Annotated in this window: 15 protein-coding genes; 6 read left to right on the forward strand and 9 right to left on the reverse strand. The window is 65.2% G+C overall.

Annotated elements, in window-relative coordinates:
* Nucleotides 1-33: 33 nt before the first annotated feature.
* Entirely contained in the window at nt 34-2,412 is a 2,379-nt protein-coding gene (locus tag ACVIW0_RS29210) for a TonB-dependent receptor (protein ID WP_461355499.1), read from the forward strand.
* Between the two features lie 153 nt (nt 2,413-2,565).
* Here the strand turns inward: ACVIW0_RS29210 and ACVIW0_RS29215 are convergent, their stop codons facing one another.
* From ACVIW0_RS29215 to ACVIW0_RS29225, 3 genes are all read right to left on the reverse strand, one after another.
* On the reverse strand, nt 2,566-2,883 hold the full coding sequence (locus ACVIW0_RS29215) for an EthD family reductase (RefSeq protein ID WP_194459090.1): 318 nt from the start codon (nt 2,881-2,883) through the stop codon (nt 2,566-2,568).
* A 113-nt stretch (nt 2,884-2,996) separates the two neighbouring features.
* On the reverse strand, nt 2,997-3,509 hold the full coding sequence (locus ACVIW0_RS29220) for a GNAT family N-acetyltransferase (RefSeq protein WP_461355500.1): 513 nt from the start codon (nt 3,507-3,509) through the stop codon (nt 2,997-2,999).
* A 65-nt stretch (nt 3,510-3,574) separates the two neighbouring features.
* Nucleotides 3,575-3,979 carry an NUDIX domain-containing protein gene (locus ACVIW0_RS29225; RefSeq protein ID WP_461357458.1) on the reverse strand — a complete coding sequence of 135 codons (405 nt, stop codon included), beginning with the start codon at nt 3,977-3,979 and terminating at the stop codon, nt 3,575-3,577.
* Between the two features lie 256 nt (nt 3,980-4,235).
* On the opposite strand from ACVIW0_RS29225, the gene ACVIW0_RS29230 reads away from it, so the two are divergent.
* A complete protein-coding gene (locus tag ACVIW0_RS29230; RefSeq protein ID WP_461355501.1) occupies nt 4,236-5,123 on the forward strand; it encodes a metallophosphoesterase family protein in 888 nt (295 codons plus the stop codon).
* On the opposite strand, the gene ACVIW0_RS29235 is transcribed toward ACVIW0_RS29230, so the two are convergent.
* The 3 genes from ACVIW0_RS29235 to ACVIW0_RS29245 form a co-directional block, all read right to left on the reverse strand.
* Complete coding sequence (locus ACVIW0_RS29235; protein WP_461355502.1) at nt 5,120-5,935, reverse strand: glycine-rich domain-containing protein; 816 nt, start codon at nt 5,933-5,935, stop codon at nt 5,120-5,122. The genes ACVIW0_RS29230 and ACVIW0_RS29235 overlap by 4 nt on opposite strands.
* A gap of 130 nt (nt 5,936-6,065) precedes the next feature.
* On the reverse strand, nt 6,066-6,641 hold the full coding sequence (locus tag ACVIW0_RS29240) for a hypothetical protein (protein WP_461355503.1): 576 nt from the start codon (nt 6,639-6,641) through the stop codon (nt 6,066-6,068).
* Nucleotides 6,642-6,850: 209 nt separating this feature from the next.
* The gene (locus tag ACVIW0_RS29245) at nt 6,851-7,060 is read right to left on the reverse strand and encodes a DUF4170 domain-containing protein (protein ID WP_016839740.1); all 210 of its coding nucleotides are present in this window, start codon (nt 7,058-7,060) and stop codon (nt 6,851-6,853) included.
* Between the two features lie 242 nt (nt 7,061-7,302).
* On the opposite strand from ACVIW0_RS29245, the gene ACVIW0_RS29250 reads away from it, so the two are divergent.
* Complete coding sequence (locus ACVIW0_RS29250; protein ID WP_461355504.1) at nt 7,303-8,745, forward strand: helix-turn-helix domain-containing protein; 1,443 nt, start codon at nt 7,303-7,305, stop codon at nt 8,743-8,745.
* A 422-nt stretch (nt 8,746-9,167) separates the two neighbouring features.
* Here ACVIW0_RS29250 and ACVIW0_RS29255 read toward each other — a convergent pair whose 3' ends face one another.
* Complete coding sequence (locus ACVIW0_RS29255; RefSeq protein ID WP_461355505.1) at nt 9,168-9,503, reverse strand: GYD domain-containing protein; 336 nt, start codon at nt 9,501-9,503, stop codon at nt 9,168-9,170.
* A gap of 323 nt (nt 9,504-9,826) precedes the next feature.
* On the opposite strand from ACVIW0_RS29255, the gene ACVIW0_RS29260 reads away from it, so the two are divergent.
* Nucleotides 9,827-10,777 carry an aldo/keto reductase gene (locus ACVIW0_RS29260; protein WP_461355506.1) on the forward strand — a complete coding sequence of 317 codons (951 nt, stop codon included), beginning with the start codon at nt 9,827-9,829 and terminating at the stop codon, nt 10,775-10,777.
* Nucleotides 10,778-10,923: 146 nt separating this feature from the next.
* On the forward strand, nt 10,924-12,594 hold the full coding sequence (locus ACVIW0_RS29265; RefSeq protein ID WP_461355507.1) for a carbamoyltransferase family protein: 1,671 nt from the start codon (nt 10,924-10,926) through the stop codon (nt 12,592-12,594).
* A 28-nt stretch (nt 12,595-12,622) separates the two neighbouring features.
* On the opposite strand, the gene htpX is transcribed toward ACVIW0_RS29265, so the two are convergent.
* Entirely contained in the window at nt 12,623-13,558 is a 936-nt protein-coding gene (gene htpX, locus ACVIW0_RS29270) for a zinc metalloprotease HtpX (RefSeq protein ID WP_461355508.1), read from the reverse strand.
* A gap of 239 nt (nt 13,559-13,797) precedes the next feature.
* On the reverse strand, nt 13,798-15,453 hold the full coding sequence (locus ACVIW0_RS29275) for an ATP-binding protein (protein ID WP_461355509.1): 1,656 nt from the start codon (nt 15,451-15,453) through the stop codon (nt 13,798-13,800).
* 184 nt (nt 15,454-15,637) lie between these two features.
* Between ACVIW0_RS29275 and ACVIW0_RS29280 the strand changes: the two genes are divergently transcribed.
* On the forward strand, nt 15,638-16,981 hold the full coding sequence (locus ACVIW0_RS29280) for a lytic murein transglycosylase (RefSeq protein WP_461355510.1): 1,344 nt from the start codon (nt 15,638-15,640) through the stop codon (nt 16,979-16,981).
* The last annotated feature ends 347 nt before the right edge of the window (nt 16,982-17,328 follow it).

The following is a 17,328-nucleotide window of genomic DNA, read 5'->3' on the forward strand; positions in this document are numbered from 1 at the left end:
GATCCGTCATTTCGACGGGGCTGGACCAGGACAATGACACTTCAGACGAAACGAGCACTTCACATCGGAGGCGCGAGCTGGCTGCTGCTTGGCGCAATGAACAGCGCCGCACTGGCCGACGACCCGCCGGCGCAACTGCCCGACATTACCGTGACGGCACCGAGCCCGATCCAGCGCCACCGCACCGTGCCGACACGCACGCCGACCCACGTGGTCCGGGCCGCGCCGAGCCGCAACCGCGAACGCGCTGCCGCGGCCCAACCGGCGCCTGTCGCAACGGCGCCGGCGCCGCAGCAGGGCGTGCTGCCGGTCGTCACCGACCAGTTCGCGACCGTCACCGTGGTGCCGAACGAGGAACTGCGGCGCTCCGGCGGCGCCACGCTCGGCGATCTCCTGTTCTCCAAGCCCGGCATCACCGGCTCGAGCTTCGCGCCCGGCGCCTCGAGCCGGCCGATCATCCGCGGCCTCGACGTCAACCGCGTCGGCATCGTCGAGAACGGTCTCGCCGGCGGCGGCGCCTCGGATCTCGGCGAGGATCATTTCGTCCCGATCGATCCATTCTCGACCAACCAGATCGAAGTGGTGCGGGGACCTGCCGCGCTGCGCTACGGCTCGACCTCGATCGGCGGTGTGGTCAGCGCCACCAACAACCGCATCCCGGACGCGATGCCGACCTGCGCGGCGACGCCGTTCCAGACTTACGGGTTGCCGGTGAAAGCGCCGCTGGCCGATGCCGGCGGCCCGGGTTGCCTCAATGTCGAGACCCGCACCTCGGTCAGCTCGGTCAATCGCGGCGTCGAAGGCGGCATGCTGCTCGACGCCGGCGGCAACAATGTCGCCGTACATGCCGACGTCTATGGCCGCACCACCAGCGACTACAGCATCCCGAGCTATCCGTATCTGTTCGACCAGACCCGGCCGGTGGGCGGCCGCCAGCCGAACTCCGCGACGCAGTCGGACGGCGCCTCGGTCGGCGCGTCGTACTTCTTCCAGGGCGGCTATATCGGCGCGGCGATCACCCAGAACGACTCGCTCTACCACATCCCCGGCATCGACGGCGCCGATCACCAGACCCGGATCGATGCGCACCAGACCAAGATCGCCATCAAGGGTGAGTACCGGCCCGATGCGGCTGCGATCGACGCGGTGCGGTTCTGGGTCGGCGCGACCGACTATCGCCACAACGAGCTCGGGCTCGCCGATCCGGCCGACCTGACCAGCGATGGCGTGCGGCAGACGTTCACCAACAAGGAGCAGGAAGCCCGCGTCGAGGTGCAGATGATGCCGTTCAACGCACGTTTTGCAACCGTGACCACAGCATTCGGCATGCAGGGCGGGCACCAGGAATTGACAGCCCCAAGTCCGGACGATCCAGGCAGCCCGCTCAACGGGTTGTGGGACCCAAACAACAACAACAGAGTCGCCGGTTACGTCTTCAATGAGCTGAAATTCAGCGAGACCACCAAGGCGCAGATCGCCGGGCGCATCGAACACGTCAACCTCTCCGGGACAACGCCGGCATTCATACCTGACGTGTTCGACGTCAACATCGATCCTGCCAGTGTTGGTCCCGCTACTCCGCGCAATCCGCGCTTCACGCCGAAAAGCGCGAGCATTGGCCTGATCCAGAACCTGCCGTGGGATCTGGTTGCGAGCATTACCGGTCAATACGTCGAACGTGCCCCGAAACCGGCAGAGCTGTTTTCGCGCGGCGCTCATGACGCGACTGCCACCTTCGACATCGGCAATCCCAATCTCGGCATTGAAACGGCAAAGTCGATCGAAGTGGGATTGCGGCGGGCGACGGGGCCGTTGCGATTCGAACTCACCGGCTACTACACGAAGTTTAACGGCTTTATCTACCGCCAATTGACCGGCAACACGTGCGACAGTGCGGCTTGCGTGGACATAGCCAATCCGGACCAGCTTGAGCTGAACCAGGCGAGATACGCGCAGCGTGACGCGATCTTCCGCGGTGCCGAGTTCCAGAGCCAGTTCGATGTCGGCCCGCTCAACGGCGGCATCTGGGGCATCGAGAACCAGTTCGACGTGGTGCGCGCCACCTTCACCGACGGCAGCAACGTGCCACGGATTCCACCAGTGCGGCTCGGCGGCGGCGTCTACTGGCGCGACAGCAACTGGTTCACCCGCGTCAACCTGGTGCACGCCTTCGCGCAGAACGACATCGCGGTCATCGGCGAGACCCCGACCGCGGGCTACAATCTCTTGAACGCGGAGGTGACCTATAACACCAAGCTGAATTCGTCGTGGATCGGCGCGCGCGAGATGACGCTTGGGCTGGTCGGCAACAACCTTCTCAACCAGAACATCCGCAACTCCGTGTCCTACACCAAGGACGAGGTGCTGATGCCGGGTCTCGGCGTGCGGGCTTTTGCGAACTTGAAGTTCTGAGACAAGCGCATCCCTCTGCCGTCAGCGGCAGAGGGATTTATGGTCACGTAGCCCGGATGAAGCGCAGCGCAATCCGGGATCTGAATCGGCTTGGAACACTTTCCCCGGATTGCGCTTCGCTCCATCCGGGCTACGGGTTTCTGTGTACAGGCTTCAGTGCCCGACGACGACTTCGCTGATCTGAATCACGGGCTGCAGATCGGTGTAGTTCGGGATGTCGCCCAAGATCTCCTGGGCGTGCGGCCCGAAACCGGTCTGGAAGTCCTCAACCGAGTCGCAGAAGATGTGGCACATCCCGACATAGGTGGCGGGTGCGCCGGGCGCGCCGCCGGCAAGGCCCTTGTCGATGGTGTAGTATTTGCACTTGTCGCCGAGCCGCGCCTTCAACAGGGGCATGTGCTTGTCGCGATAATAGTCGTGATCAAATCGCGCGCCGGGGTTGTTCGGATACATCACACTGACCTTGATCATGGCGCGCACTCTCCCTGTTGATATGACATGCGCCGGTCTTGTCCCGGCGCTTGCCTCAACTGTGCTTCAGTTTCCGATAGCGCGCAACCGTTCCCGCGACATCAGCGGGAACGTCAGATTGCCTTGCTCCAGTCCGGCTGGATCGCCCCGGATACGCCCTCGAACGCGCCGTCGACCAGCTCCATGACGAGCAGGCGACTGTAGTCGACAGGGCCCGGCATCGTCATCCGCCCCTTCGGGACCGGCTTGAAGCCGACCCGCGCGTAATACGGCTCGTCGCCGACCAGCACGATCAACCGGTGGCCCTTGGCGCGGGCATCATTGATCGCACGCTCGAGCAGCGCCCGGCCGACGCCGCGGCTGCGGAACGGCGGCTCCACCGTCAACGGCCCGAGCATCAGGGCCGGCGTGTCGCCGATCGTGATCGGCAGCTGGCGCACCGAGCCGACCAGCAGCGTGCCGATCCGCGCCGTGAACGAGACATCGAGCAGATGATCGACATGCTCGCGCAGCCGGTACGCGCTGAGCACGAAACGGCCGGGCCCGAAGGTCCGCTCGTGCAGGCGCTCGATCGCCTGGGCGTCTTTCGGGGTCTCGGGCAGGATGGTCAGGGACAGTTCGGTCATTGTGGGGCGCGGGATAGCATCTGGCGCGGGCGCGGTCCATCACCGCCACTTCGCCGTCGGCGACATCACCGCCATGTCGCCGGCGGCGGCTTGCCCTCCAGCACCTCTGATATCCGCAGCCGCGTCCCGGGGGTGGTCTCCTCGGGCAGATCGGCCGGATCGAAGAACCCGCAGGCCACGATCTCGCGATTCGGCTCCGGCAGGCGGTCCTGGCGGTAGTTCCTGACGACATAGACCGCGACATGATCGCGCGGCGAGACGTGGCTGTTGTGGAAGATGCCGTGCAGCACCGGCTCGCCGACGAGCTCGATCCGCCCCTCCTCCACCAGCTCGCGCCGCAGCGATTCGATAAAGCTCTCGCCGACCTCGACCCCGCCGCCGGGCAGATACCAGCCGTGGACGTAGCTGTGCTTGACCAGAAACACCCTGTTGTCGGCATCGAGCACCACGGCACGGACGCCGAGCGTCATGCTGCGGACCAACCGCCAGTAGAAATGAAACACCCACCTGATCTGCGGCTCGTAGCGCTTGCGTAAGTCCTCAAGGATCGTCACTGAACCCTCGACATCATGGCGTTTGATCCGTGCCTTGATCCTTGCATTGATGCTTGACTTGATCCTTGCGCGGCCGCGCAGCTCTTGCCAATACAAAGGCAGCACGTTCGGGATAGCACGACATGACCGGCTGCCGGCCACTTTTCGCGGACAATCCGAAGGAAATTGCCTGATGGCGGCGTTCCGTCTCGCGCATCTGTCGGATCCGCATCTGCCGCCGCTGCCGGCGGCGCCGCTGCGCGATCTGGCCGGCAAGCGCGCCCTCGGCTATCTGAACTGGACGCGCAACCGTCACAAATACCACCGCCGCGACGTGCTCGACGCACTGGTATCGGACATGCAGGCGCAGCAGCCGGACCATGTCGCCGTCACCGGCGACCTCGTCAACCTGGCACTCGATGCCGAGTTCAATCCGGCACGGCAATGGCTGGAAGGCCTCGGCGATCCCGTCGGTGTGACGGTCGTCCCCGGCAATCACGACGCCTATGTGCGCGCGACAAGGCATCGCTTCGTCAGTCACTTCGGCGACTATCTGCGCGGCGACGCCGATGGCGCCGCGACGCATTTTCCGTTCGTGCGCCGCCGCGGCCCGGTGGCGCTGATCGGCGTCTCCTCGGCGGTGCCGACGCCGCCACTGATGGCGACCGGATGGCTCGGCCATGCCCAGCTCGACGCGCTTGATGCGATCCTCGGACAATTATCGCGGGAGGACGCCTTCCGCGTCCTGCTGGTGCATCACCCGCTGCACTCCGAAGGCCGCGCCAAGCGGCTGACCGATTCGCATCAGCTCTTGGCGCTGCTCAAGCGGCACGGCGTCGAGCTGGTGCTGCACGGCCACGACCACGTCCATTCGACGATGTGGTTCGACGGCCCGGAGCGGAAGATTCCGGCGATCGGCGTGCCGTCGGCATCGGCGCTGGCGCGCAAGCACTATCCGGCGGCGGCCTATAATTTGTTCGCGATCGAGCGCGACGGCAATGGCTGGCGCTGCGAGCAGATCGTGCGCGGACTCGGCAATCACGACGGCATTCGCGAGATCAAGCAAGTGCGGCTGTCCTAAAGCATGATCCGGAAAAGTGCGAAGCGGTTTTCCGGAAAGATCATGCTCAAACAAGGAGCTAAAGCGCGATGACGATTCAACCCAATCTCATCGCGCTTTAGTCTCCACCGCCACCACCACAACCACCGCCGCAGCCGCCTCCGCTGTCGCCGCCGCCTCCACCGTCGCCGCCACCTCCATCGCCGCCGCCACTGCCATCGCTGCCGGCATCGCCAAAGCCCGCCGACGAGCCGTCGATCGATGAGTCCGAGAAATCGCCGCCGCAATACGGGCTGCTGCCGCCGATGCCGCTGCGGCGCAAGGGCCTCGCAGTCGGTGTGATAGATAAAGCCGTTCGCGATGTTCAGCTTGGCATCGAGCGCGAACAGCAGCGGCAGCCGTGTCGGCCGGACCGGATCGATGTTCTCGTATTTGCAGCAGTACCACCAGACCCGCCGCAGTCCTTCATTGCTCCGGCGCCGCTCCTTCACCAGCACGACCGCGGGCGTGTGATGCAGGAAGGTGCCGAAGGCGCGGCGGCAGAACGCGTCGTATTCGCGGGTGTAGAGAATGAATTCGTGCCAGAGGTCGTCGGCCGCCTGCGACGGCATCGAGACGTAACGCTTGCCGCTCATCAGATGGGCGAGGAAGAACTGCCGCAGGCCGCGCGACACCAGCGCGCTGTCCTTGCGGGAGAAGCCGGGGTGATGCTTCTCCAGCCGGGCCAACAGGCCCGCCGGCCATTTGAAGGTGCGGATGTATTCGGCGCGGCGCAACGTCTGCCACTTGCCGAACAGCACCGCGCTGCCGACCACCGCGGCCGCGGCCAGCACGCCGAAAAATGCCGAGGCGGGTGTTATGACCACGATGCCCCCGCCCCTTCCATTATTTGAGCATGATCTCCGCGCAAACGCTTCGCGTTTGCCGCAGGGAAAGCCGCTTCGCACTTTTCCGGATCATGCTTCAGTAGTTCTGCAAGCTCGCCAGCAGCGCGAAACCGAACAGCGCGAGTGCCCCGAGGACGAAGCCGAGCACGAACATGCCGAACCCGCCGCGACGCTTCGGCGGCGCCACCGGCATGGGCGGCGGCGCCGCCGGCTCGGCCACCGGAAGCGGCGTTGCCACCATCGCATGCTCGCGCTCGATCATGCGGCGCGCGACATAGTCGGTGACCGCATCGACGATCGCAGCCACGTCGTGCGATTCGGCGAGCACGATGCGGCCGAAGCGGGTGTCCTGCACGAAGCGGTAGATCCGCTTGTCGCGCCCCATCAGCACATGGGCGACGACGTCGATCCACAGCCGCGGCGTCTCGCCCTGGCTGATGCCGCGGTCGAACAGATCGACCTTCTCCGGCACCTGCGCGAACAGCGGATCGAGCGCATCGTTGAGAATCTCGAGCCGCGCCACCTCGGCATCGCGCAATTCGACGACGACGCCGGTGCGGTCGGCCGCCTCGATCCGCGCCCGCCGCAGCGCCTCTCGCAGGGTCGGCCGCATCTCGCGCGCCTCGCTGCCGGTGTTCTGCGGATCGGACATGCCTTGCGGCCTCGTACTGATGGTTCCTATGCATTAACCTATCAGCAACCATGACGTCCGCAAAGGACGTTGGTTCCCAAGCACTTAGGCTGCCACTTATCCCCAGTTCAAAAGCCCTGGCAGTGTGCCAAAAACGGTCGGCCCCACCCGGATGAACCGGATGGGGCCGCCGTCCTTGGACGTTTTCTTAGCTCTGGTGATTTTGGCCGTTACGCCGAAACCCGCGACGGCTCCTCGACGATCGAGAAGCGCACGCCGGCCTTGTGACGGCTCTCTTCGGAGACTTCCTTCCAGCACTCTTCGGCTTCCTTGCGGGTCTTGAACGGACCGCGCACCTGAGCCGAGCCTTCGACGAGTTTGTGGAAGTTCATCGAGCCGAACTCGCCGCCGATCACCCAGAAATTGCTGCCCTTGCTCATCGTCAGTCTCCTTCAAAAGATAAGGCTGCCTTGGCCCGGCCGCCTGAATTCTGATCTCCGCAGCCTGTTCGTCAGATCGACATTCTTGACAGATCATCCCGAAGTGCGTGTCAGGAGATAAACGCCAAAAGGCGAAGTTCGGATAGATGCCTTGTTTTTTATTGGTGATGTCATGTAACATCTGAACTTGTAATAAATGTCGATTTGTAAATTTTGTCACAATATAGGTCAGGAAAGCTGCCATGCCGGGCGAGTCCGGAAAAAAGCTGTTCGTCGGCCCGCGGTTCCGGCGGATCCGCCAGCAATTGGGGCTGTCGCAGACCCAGATCGCCGAAGGGCTCGGCATCTCGCCCTCCTACATCAACCTGATCGAGCGCAACCAGCGCCCGGTGACGGCGCAGATCCTGTTGCGGCTGGCCGAGACGTACGACCTGGACCTGCGCGACCTTGCCACCGCCGACGAGGACCGCTTCTTCGCGGAGCTCAACGAGATCTTCTCCGATCCGCTGTTTCGCCAGATCGATTTGCCGAAACAGGAGCTGCGCGACCTCGCCGAGCTCTGCCCCGGCGTGACCCACGCGCTGCAACGGCTCTACGCCGCCTATACCGAGGCGCGCCGCGGCGAGACGCTGGTGGCGGCGCAGATGGCCGATCGTGAAGGCTCGCAGTTCGACGCCAACCCGATCGAGCGGGTGCGCGACCTGATCGAGGCCAACCGCAACTATTTTCCGGAGCTCGAGACCGCGGCGGAAAATCTGCGCGACGAGCTCAACGTGCCGACCGAGGGCCTGTTCACGGCGCTGGCCACGCGGCTGCGGGAAAAGCATTCGATCGTTTGCCGCGTGATGCCGGTCGACGTGATGCGCGAGACGCTGCGCCGTTTCGACCGGCATCGCCGGCAACTGCTGATCTCCGAGCTCGTGGACAGTTCCGGCCGCAGCTTCCAGCTCGCGCTGCAGATCGGCTTTGTCGAATGCGGCGCCGCGATCGATACGATCGTCAGCCGCGCCGGCCCGCTCGACGATACCGCGCGCCGGCTCTACCGCATCACGCTCGCCAACTACTTCGCGGCGGCCGCGATGATGCCGTACCAGGCATTTCATTCCGCCGCCGAAGCCCTGAGCTACGATGTCCACGTCCTGGCGCAGCGCTTCAACGCCGGCTTCGAGCAGGTTTGCCATCGCCTCACCACGCTGCAGCGGCCGAACGCGCGCGGCGTGCCGTTCTTCCTGCTGCGCGTCGACAATGCCGGCAACGTGTCGAAGCGGTTTTCCTCCGGCACCTTCCCGTTCTCCAAGTTCGGCGGCACCTGCCCGCTCTGGAACGTGCATTCCACCTTCGACATGCCGGACCGCCTGCTCAGCCAGGTGATCGAGCTGCCCGACGGCACGCGCTATTTCTCGATCGCGCAGATGGTGCGCCGGCCGGTGGCGCCCTATCCGCAGCCGCAGCCGCGCTTTGCGATCGGGCTCGGCTGCGAGATCCGCCATGCGTCCAAGCTCGTCTATGCGACGGGCATGGACCTGGAGAAGGTCGAGGGCACGCCGATCGGCGTCAACTGCCGGCTATGCGAGCGTGAGAATTGCAGCCAGCGCGCCGAGCCGCCGATCACCCGCACCCTGATCCTGGACGAGACCACGCGGCGGGTGTCGTCGTTCGCGTTCTCGAATGCGCGGGAGCTGTAGGCGAGCGTAACGCGTAGGGTGGGCAAAGCGCCAGCGTGCCCACCATTTCAAGATGGTGCGCAGGCCCTCGGTCGCGCCGGCGTCATTGAAGGCGGGAGACGTGACGCGCTCGACGGTGCCGTCCGGATTGAGCCAGGCGCGCACCGCGAGCGGTCGACCACGCCTTGCTCGCGGCCAGGATCTGCCGGCGGACCCGGCTTGCCGTACGAGGCGGCGGACGTCGTGCGACGGCACAACCGGCCGGGGCTATGCGAGCCGGCATGCGCGCGCGACATCCGCCTGAGCTACCGCCCATCCGTTGACGGCGCCCCGGATCAGTGGCGCGCAACGGCCCCCGTCTCCGCGCGGCACGCTGGAAAGCGGCGCCGCGCGCGAGTGACAGCAGTCGTCAGACCACTTGCGGTTCTTGATCGTCCGCCCTGTCAGCTGCCGGGCGGCGAGTAGGCGGCCTTGAGCTTGGCCGCGTGCTGACGTACCACCTTGATCTCGTCCTGGGTGAACAGCCGGGTCAGCTTCACGTTCTGCATGGTGCCCGCGGCAACGACCACGCCGCTGATCGCAGGCGCGAAGCTCGGATCCGGCACGTCGAAGATCACCATCACGCTGGGGCCATCGACCGCCATGCTGTACATCGAAATCAATTTGCCGCCGGCCGCCTCGATCAGCTTCCTTGCGGCCTCGTAGCGATTGGTGTTCGGGTTCTCCATGATGTTGTTGAGCGCACGCGGGGTGTATTCACCAGAGAAGCAGAAATGCATGGCAATTGCTCCGTTTGGCTGGAATGGAAATGACACTCACCCGGGCGCGGCCCAGGCAGAAGAGTTTTCGTACTGAAAATGAGACCATAAGGCCTGCCGATGGCCATTGACGCTGCCGCGCATTCTCCGGAATTCGGCGTGACCGGTGGCAGCTCGCCGCGCAATCTACATCAACCGCCGCGCAAATGAAATCGCATTCCTGCGCGACGATGCGCACTGAGGGGCAGCGTACCTGACCTGACGCACGGCCTCGGCGTCTTGCAAACGTGGGCGATCTGCCTCAGTGTCGGTGCCTCCCGCCAAGAACAAGCGAAAGAAAACTCATGAAGCATCGTGCGCTCGGCCGTTCCGGCCTCACCGTCCCTCCCTTGTGCTTCGGCTGCAATGTGTTCGGCTGGACGGTGGACGAGGCCTCGTCGTTCCGGCTGCTCGACACCGTGCTGGATCAGGGGCTGACATTCCTGGATACGGCGGACGTGTATTCGCGCTGGGTGCCGGGCCACAGCGGCGGCGAGTCCGAGACGATCATCGGCAAATGGATGAAGACGCGCGGCAACCGCAATCGCATCATCCTCGCCACCAAGGTCGGCATGGACATGGGCGGCGGCAATGTCGGGCTGAAGCCGGACTATATCGCGCGTGCGATCGAGGACTCGCTGCGGCGGTTGCAGACCGATTTCATCGACCTCTACCAGTCACACAAGGACGACGAGACGACGCCGCAGGAAGAGACGCTCGCGGCCTACGATAAACTGATCAGGGCCGGCAAGGTCAGGGCGATCGGCGCCTCGAACTTCTCGCCGGCGCGGCTCAAGGCCGCTCTCGATATTTCCAAGGCGAACGGGCTGCCCCGTTACGAGAGCATGCAGCCCGAATACAGCCTGGCGGAGCGGTCGGGCTACGAAGGCGCGCTGCAACAGGTTTGCGAGGACAACGACGTCGGCGTGATCACGTTCTTCTCGCTGGCCGCCGGCTTCCTCACCGGCAAATATCGCTCGGAGGCCGACTTCGCCAAGAGCCCGCGCGGCGCACGCAGCATTCCAAAATACATGAACCCGCGCGGCATGCGCATCCTGGCCGGCCTCGATGAGGTCGCCGCGGAAACCGGTGCCGAGCCTGCCGCGGTCGCGCTCGCCTGGCTGATGGCGAAACCCTCGATCACCGCGCCGATTGCCAGCGCGACCAGGCCCGAGCAGGTCGGAACGCTCGTCGCCGCGACCAGGCTCGGGCTGAGCAAGGCCCAGGTCGAACGGCTGGATGCCGCGAGCGCGTAGCGCGTTCTCAAGCGGCGTGAACTGCGGCTTTTGGCCTTCAACGCGCAGCCTCGATATCGCCTTACTATTCCGGACAGCTTGCGCCGTCTGCTCCGTTCCGATGTGATCGGAACGGAAGACGGCTCCAGGCGTAGGGGGAGACGCTGGTGAACATCCTTGGGATCAACTCGGTGTATCACGAGTCCGCCGCCGCGCTGCTGGTTGACGGCAGGCTCGTCGTGGCTGTCGAGGAAGAGCGGTTCAATCGCATCAAGCACGGCAAGCCGGCCGAGTTCGACAATCCGCATCAGCTCCCCGAACGCGCGATCCGGTTTTGCCTGAACCACGCCGGGCTCACCGCGCGCGACATCGATCACGTCGCCTACTCGTTCGATCCCGCTCAGCGCCGCAAGCGATATCGCGCCGAATGGTGGGATCCGCGACTGGAGGAGACCTTTCGGCTCCGGCTTGGTCAAGTGCCGGGCGCCATCGACGACCTGCTTGGACGCTCGCTGCGGCAGCGACTGCATTTCGTGCCCCATCATATGGCGCACGCTGCATCCGCCTACTTCCCGTCGGGCTTCGACCGCGCGGCCATCCTGACCATCGACGGGATCGGCGAGACCGCGGGCACCTCGCTGGCGAAGGCAACTGGCAGTCGCATCCAGAATGTCGAGACCTTCGAATATCCGCATTCGATCGGCTTCATCTGGGAGGTGTTCAGCGGCTACCTCGGCTTCTCGCATTACGATGCGTCGAAAGTCATGGGCCTGGCGGCCTACGGCGATCCGGAGGTCTATCGTCGGCAGTTCCAGTCGATCATGCGTTCCGACGAAGTGAACTACGGGGTGTCGCCGGCCTATCTCGGCAACAGCCCGGCGCGCTACGCCAGAATGGAAGCCGTGTTCGGCCCGGCGCGCTATGAGGACGGCGAAATCCTGCCGCGGCACGCCGACATGGCGGCGGCGTTGCAGGAGGCGACGGACGCCGCGGTCATCGCCGCCGTCCGGCGTCTCAAGCGCAGGGTGCCATCGGACAATCTGTGTCTTGCCGGGGGCGTCGCACTCAATTGCGTGACCAACGAACGGGTGAGGCGTTCCGGCGAATTCAGGAATGTGTTCATCCCCTCCGCGCCGCATGACGCCGGCACGGCGATCGGCGCCGCCTTTGCCGTGCATTGCGCGAAGCACAAGCGTCCGCCCGAGCGCGGCAACGACACCCCTTATCTCGGCCCCGCATTCAAGGGACGCGACATTCTGGCAGCGGTCAAATCGGCCGGGCTCAAGGCGGCGCGCAGCAGATCTCCGGCGCGCGATGCCGCCGAGATGATCGCCGGCGGCAAGATCGTCGCCTGGTTCCAGGGCCGCATGGAGTTCGGACCACGCGCGCTGGGCAACCGCTCCCTGCTCGCCGACCCGAGGCGGCCGGACATGCGCGATATCCTCAATCAGAAGGTCAAGCACCGCGAGGATTTCCGGCCGTTCGCGCCGAGCGTGCTGGCCGAGCAGGCCGAGGAATGGTTCGAGATCGGCGCGCCCACGGCCAGTCACGCATTCATGCTGTTTGCGTGTCCCGTCAAGCCGGATCGGCGCGATCTCATCCCGGCAGTCGTGCATCGCGACGGCAGCGCCCGGGTCCAGATCGTCAGCCGCAGATCAAATCCGCGCTTTCACGAACTGATCTCCTGCTTCCACGCCAAGACCGGCGTGCCCCTCGTCGTCAACACGTCCTTCAATGACAGCGAGCCGATCGTCTGCACCCCCATGGATGCAATCGTCACGTTCCGCAAGTCCGGCATCGACGCACTGGTCATGGACGACGTGGTGCTGACGGCGTGACCTCGCCGCATCTTCAGCCTCAGGATCCCTAACCCCAAGGGCCGCGCGGGCTCGATGAGCCCTGTGATCTGCCCCACGGGCTGCGCGGCGCAGCCCCAGCCGGGCGCGGCGCGGTCTGGGTACCGAGTTCGGCGGCGAGTTGCTGGAGTGCGGCGATGCGGTTCGCGGTCGAGGGATGGGTGGCGAACAGATTGTCGACGCCGTGGCCCGACAGCGGGTTGATGATGAACATGTGCGCCGTGGCCGGATTGCGCTCGGCCTCCATGTTCGGCACCTGATGCGAAGCGTTCTCGATCTTGGCGAGCGCGGACGCCAGCCACATCGGCTGGCCGACGATGCGCGCGCCGAAATTGTCGGCGGCATATTCGCGGGTGCGGCTGATCGCCATCTGCACCAGCATGGCGCCGAGCGGCGCCAGGATCATCATCGCGATCGAGCCGATGATGCCGGGGCCGTTGTTGTTGCGGTTGCCGCCGAAGAACATGCCGAACTGCGCCAGCATCGAGATCGCGCCGGCGATCGTCGCCGTGATCGTCATGGTCAGCGTGTCATGGTGCTTGATATGCGCAAGCTCGTGCGCGACCACGCCGGCGAGCTCCTCGTGGCTGAGCTGCTGCATCAGGCCTGTGGTGACGGCAACGGCCGCATTCTGCGGATTGCGGCCGGTCGCGAACGCATTGGGCTGCGCCTCGTCCATCACGAACACGCGCGGCATCGGCAGGCTGGCGCGCTGCGCCAGCTCGGCGACAAGATTATAGAGCTCTGGCGCCGAGCGCGCATCGACCTGATGGGCGCCGTACATCGACAGCACCATGCGATCTGAATTCCAGTAGGCGAACAGATTTGTCGCAGCCGCGACGATCAGCGCGATCACGGCGCCGGTGCCGCCGCCGATCAGATAGCCGACCCCCATGAACAGAGCGGTGAGGCCGGCAAGCAGGAGCGCGGTACGAAAATAGTTCATCGTGGTTCCCTGACGGCAGACGGAATGCTGCCACAATCGACGCCGCTGAGGTAGGGATTTTGCCGCTGCGGTCGCAAGGGGAGCCGCGTGCGTCGCAGCGACGCGGCGCGGATTAACGACTGGTCATCCTATAGGTAGTCGACTGTAGCCCGGATGGAGCGTAGCGAAATCCGGGGTAGTCCCGCCGCGGAGCAGTTCCCGGATTGCGCTTCGCTTCATCCGGGCTACGGCATCGTGCCCTACTCCGCCGGCTCCTGCTGCGCGAGCTGCGTCTGCTCCTCGCGCAGCGCAATGCGCAGCATGCGGGCGAGCTGGGCGCGGCTGTAGGGTTTGGCCAGGAACAGGATGCCCTGCTCCAGCTTGCCGTCCTGATCGATCGCGTCATCGGTGTAGCCCGAGGTGAACAGCACGCGCAGGCCGGGGCGGCGCTTTTGCGCCTCGGTGGCGAGATCGCGCCCGTTCATCGCGCCGGGCATGATGACGTCGGTGAACAACAGATCGATCGGCGTGCCGCTGTCGAGCACGGCGAGCGCTTCAGAGCCGTTGTTGGCCGACAGCGTCGTGTAGCCGAGGCTCTCGATCTGCGTCAGCACGTAGGAGCGCACCAGTCTGTCGTCCTCGACGACGAGCACGATCTCCTGCGCGCCGCGCACGTCCGGCTGTCGTCGCTCGGGCACCGCCGCGGGCGAGGCCACTGCCGCGCGCGGCAGATAGAGCATCACCCTGGTGCCGCGACCAACCTCGCTGTCGAGGGCGATGTGGCCGTTGGACTGCTTGACGAAGCCGTAGACCATGCTGAGCCCGAGACCGGTGCCCTTGCCGACATCCTTGGTGGTGAAGAACGGCTCGAACACCTTTGCCAGATCGGCCTCCGCGATGCCTTGGCCATTGTCGATCAGCGCGATCGCGACATAGTCGCCGGCAGCAAGCCCGTCATGACCGTGCACGTCTGAAGGCTTCAGCTCGGCGGTGCGGGTCTCGATCCGGAGCCGGCCGCCCTTCGGCATCGCATCGCGGGCGTTCAGCGCCAAATTGATGATCGCGGTGACGAGCTGGTTGGAATCGACCAGCGCGCGCGGCAGATTGGGCATCGGGCAAAAGTTGATGTCGACATGGTCCCCGATGGTCGGCCGCAGCAGCTCGATGGTGTCGACCATCAGCGCGTTGACGTCGACGTCGCTCGGTTGCAGCGGCTGCTTGCGCGCGAACGCCAGCAGATGCCGCGTCAGCGAGGCGCCGCGATCGGCGGCGTCGCGGATCAGGCCGGTGATCTCGGTCAGCTGCCGGTTGTGGGTCACCGCATCGGACAGGATATCGATGGTGCCGGTGATGACGGTGAGGATGTTGTTGAAGTCGTGCGCGATGCCGCCGGTGAGCTGGCCGACCGCTTCCATCTTCTGCGCCTGGCGGATCTTGCTCTCATTGGCCTCGGCCTCGCGGAACCGCTCGAGCAGGAATTCCGAGCGCTGGCGCTGCCGTCCCTCTTCGGCGAGCGCGACATGCGCCTCGCGCAGCTGCGCTTCGCTCGGGATCGCCAGGATCTTCGGGATCAGCGGCCACAGCAGCACCGCGGTGAAGATCGAGGCGACCGCGGTCAGCGCCTTGAGCAGGCCTTCGAGGCCGTAGATCGGCACCCACAGCGTGTAGATCGAGAGCACATGGGTGAGGCCGCAGGCGAGGATGAAGGTGGCGAACGGCCAGGCCATCCAGCCGAACTGGAAATCGCGCCGCTTGGAGACCAGGATCGCCAGCGCAAACGGGATCGAGAAATAGGAAGCGGCAATCAGTGCGTCTGAAATCACATGGAGCCAGATCAGTTCCGGCTCCCACAACAGGCAGATGCCGTGTGGTGAAAACGTCGACGAATCCAACAGACGCTCGAGAAAACTCCACATGGGTCCCTCCGGGCGTGATCGATCCGCCGACACCCCTGCCCGCGAATCACTTGGCCCGATCATAGCGGCGGCTAATCAACCTGCCGAAGCCCAATTGGTCTAACAGGCGCACCCCCGTTGTTGCCCGGTGTCGCCATGGTGTATGCAGGATCGGTTTTATCCCCTATTCAAGCCGGTGACATCGATGCCAGCATCTCCCCTCCGCGCCCCGATCACGATCGCAGCGATCGCAGGCGCGCTGGTGCTCTCCCAGCTGGCCTCGGCACAGCAGCCGCTGCCCAATCCCGCAGGCACCGCCCCGGTCCGGGCGCGCCCGGCCACGGTCGCTTCGCCGCGCGCAGCGTCCTGCCACAACGGACAGAGCTTTGATCGCTTCCTTGCCGAGTTGAAGCAGAAGGCGGTCGCCGCCGGCGTGTCGCAGCGCACGATCGCGGAAGCCGCGCCCTACCTGGTCTACGACCAGGGTATCGTCAACCGCGACCGCGGCCAGCGCGTGTTCGGGCAGATCTTTACCCAGTTCGCCGGCCGCATGGCCGCGAACTACCGCATGCAGCAGGGCCAGCAATACATCCGAACCTATGCGGCCGCGTTCGCGCGCGCCGAGAAGGAGTACGGCGTGCCGCCGGCGGTGATCGCCGCGTTCTGGGGACTGGAAAGCGATTTCGGCGTCCAGATGGGCAATCTGCCGACGCTGAAATCGCTGGTGTCGCTGGCCTATGACTGCCGCCGCTCGGAGATGTTCCAGGGCGAGACGATCGCGGCGCTGAAGATCATCGAGCGCGGCGATCTCTCGCCCGACGAGATGATCGGTTCATGGGCCGGCGAGCTCGGCCAGACGCAATTCCTGCCGACGCACTATTTCAACTATGCCGTCGACTATGATGGCGACGGCCATCGCAATCTGCTGCAGAGCGGACCGGACGTGATCGGCTCGACCGCGAACTACATCGCCAACGGATTGAAGTGGCGGCGCGGCGAGCCGTGGCTGCAGGAGGTGCGCGTGCCGCAGGCCGCGAACTTCCCTTGGGATCAGGCCGACCTCACCATCAAGCTGCCGCGCTCGAAATGGGCGGCGCTCGGCGTCACCCTGACCGACGGCAAGCCGCTCGCCGATGACCAGCTACCGGCGTCGCTGCTGCTGCCGATGGGCCGGATGGGTCCGGCGTTTCTGGCCTACCCGAATTTCACTGCCTACACCGAATGGAACAACTCGCTGATCTATTCGACCACCGCCGGCTATCTCGCCGGCCGCATCGCCGGCGCGCCGCCGATGCAGCGGCCGCACGGCCCGGTCGCGCAATTGCCGTTTGGCGAGATCAAGGAGCTGCAGGGATTGTTGGCGCGCGCCGGCTATGATGTCGGCAAGATCGACGGCGTGCTCGGACAGGCGAGCCGCAGCGCGGTGAAAGCGATGCAGATCAAATACGGCCTGCCCGCGGATTCCTGGCCGACCGCGGAGCTGTTGGCGCGGATGCGCGGCGGCGGCCGCATGCAGCCGGCCGCGGATGCAACGGTGCCGGCACGGTAGGCGCCGCCCATGTTCCGTAGCCCGGGTGGAGCGAAAGCGAAATCCGGGACCGCTCACTCGATCGCGCAGAATCCCGGATTGCGCTGCGCTCCATCCGGACTACGCACCTCAAGCGATCCGTCATCCTGAGGAGGCCGCAACGCGGCCGTCTCGAAGGGTCGACGGCCCGGCTGGTGGCCGTGCATCCTTCGAGACGCCGCTTCGCGGCTCCTCCAGCGACAAAGGCGAAGCCTTTGCGCGGGGATGACGGGATTGAGAGGGCGCGCGCCGCAGAAAATATTTGACCAACTGTTGTAGCCCCCCACAGTTGTATTCTTCCCTTTGCGCCCCCACCTGCAGCATCGTCG

It is taken from the genome of Bradyrhizobium sp. USDA 4454 (assembly GCF_054822705.1).

Coding starts and splice junctions, on each gene's coding strand:
- ACVIW0_RS29210 (WP_461355499.1), top strand. CDS start 34: ATGACACTTCAGACGAAACGAGCACTTCACATCGGAGGCGCGAGCTGG.
- ACVIW0_RS29215 (WP_194459090.1), bottom strand. CDS start 2,883: ATGATCAAGGTCAGTGTGATGTATCCGAACAACCCCGGCGCGCGATTT.
- ACVIW0_RS29220 (WP_461355500.1), bottom strand. CDS start 3,509: ATGACCGAACTGTCCCTGACCATCCTGCCCGAGACCCCGAAAGACGCC.
- ACVIW0_RS29225 (WP_461357458.1), bottom strand. CDS start 3,979: ATGACGCTCGGCGTCCGTGCCGTGGTGCTCGATGCCGACAACAGGGTG.
- ACVIW0_RS29230 (WP_461355501.1), top strand. CDS start 4,236: ATGGCGGCGTTCCGTCTCGCGCATCTGTCGGATCCGCATCTGCCGCCG.
- ACVIW0_RS29240 (WP_461355503.1), bottom strand. CDS start 6,641: ATGTCCGATCCGCAGAACACCGGCAGCGAGGCGCGCGAGATGCGGCCG.
- ACVIW0_RS29245 (WP_016839740.1), bottom strand. CDS start 7,060: ATGAGCAAGGGCAGCAATTTCTGGGTGATCGGCGGCGAGTTCGGCTCG.
- ACVIW0_RS29250 (WP_461355504.1), top strand. CDS start 7,303: ATGCCGGGCGAGTCCGGAAAAAAGCTGTTCGTCGGCCCGCGGTTCCGG.
- ACVIW0_RS29255 (WP_461355505.1), bottom strand. CDS start 9,503: ATGCATTTCTGCTTCTCTGGTGAATACACCCCGCGTGCGCTCAACAAC.
- ACVIW0_RS29260 (WP_461355506.1), top strand. CDS start 9,827: ATGAAGCATCGTGCGCTCGGCCGTTCCGGCCTCACCGTCCCTCCCTTG.
- htpX (WP_461355508.1), bottom strand. CDS start 13,558: ATGAACTATTTTCGTACCGCGCTCCTGCTTGCCGGCCTCACCGCTCTG.
- ACVIW0_RS29275 (WP_461355509.1), bottom strand. CDS start 15,453: ATGTGGAGTTTTCTCGAGCGTCTGTTGGATTCGTCGACGTTTTCACCA.
- ACVIW0_RS29280 (WP_461355510.1), top strand. CDS start 15,638: ATGCCAGCATCTCCCCTCCGCGCCCCGATCACGATCGCAGCGATCGCA.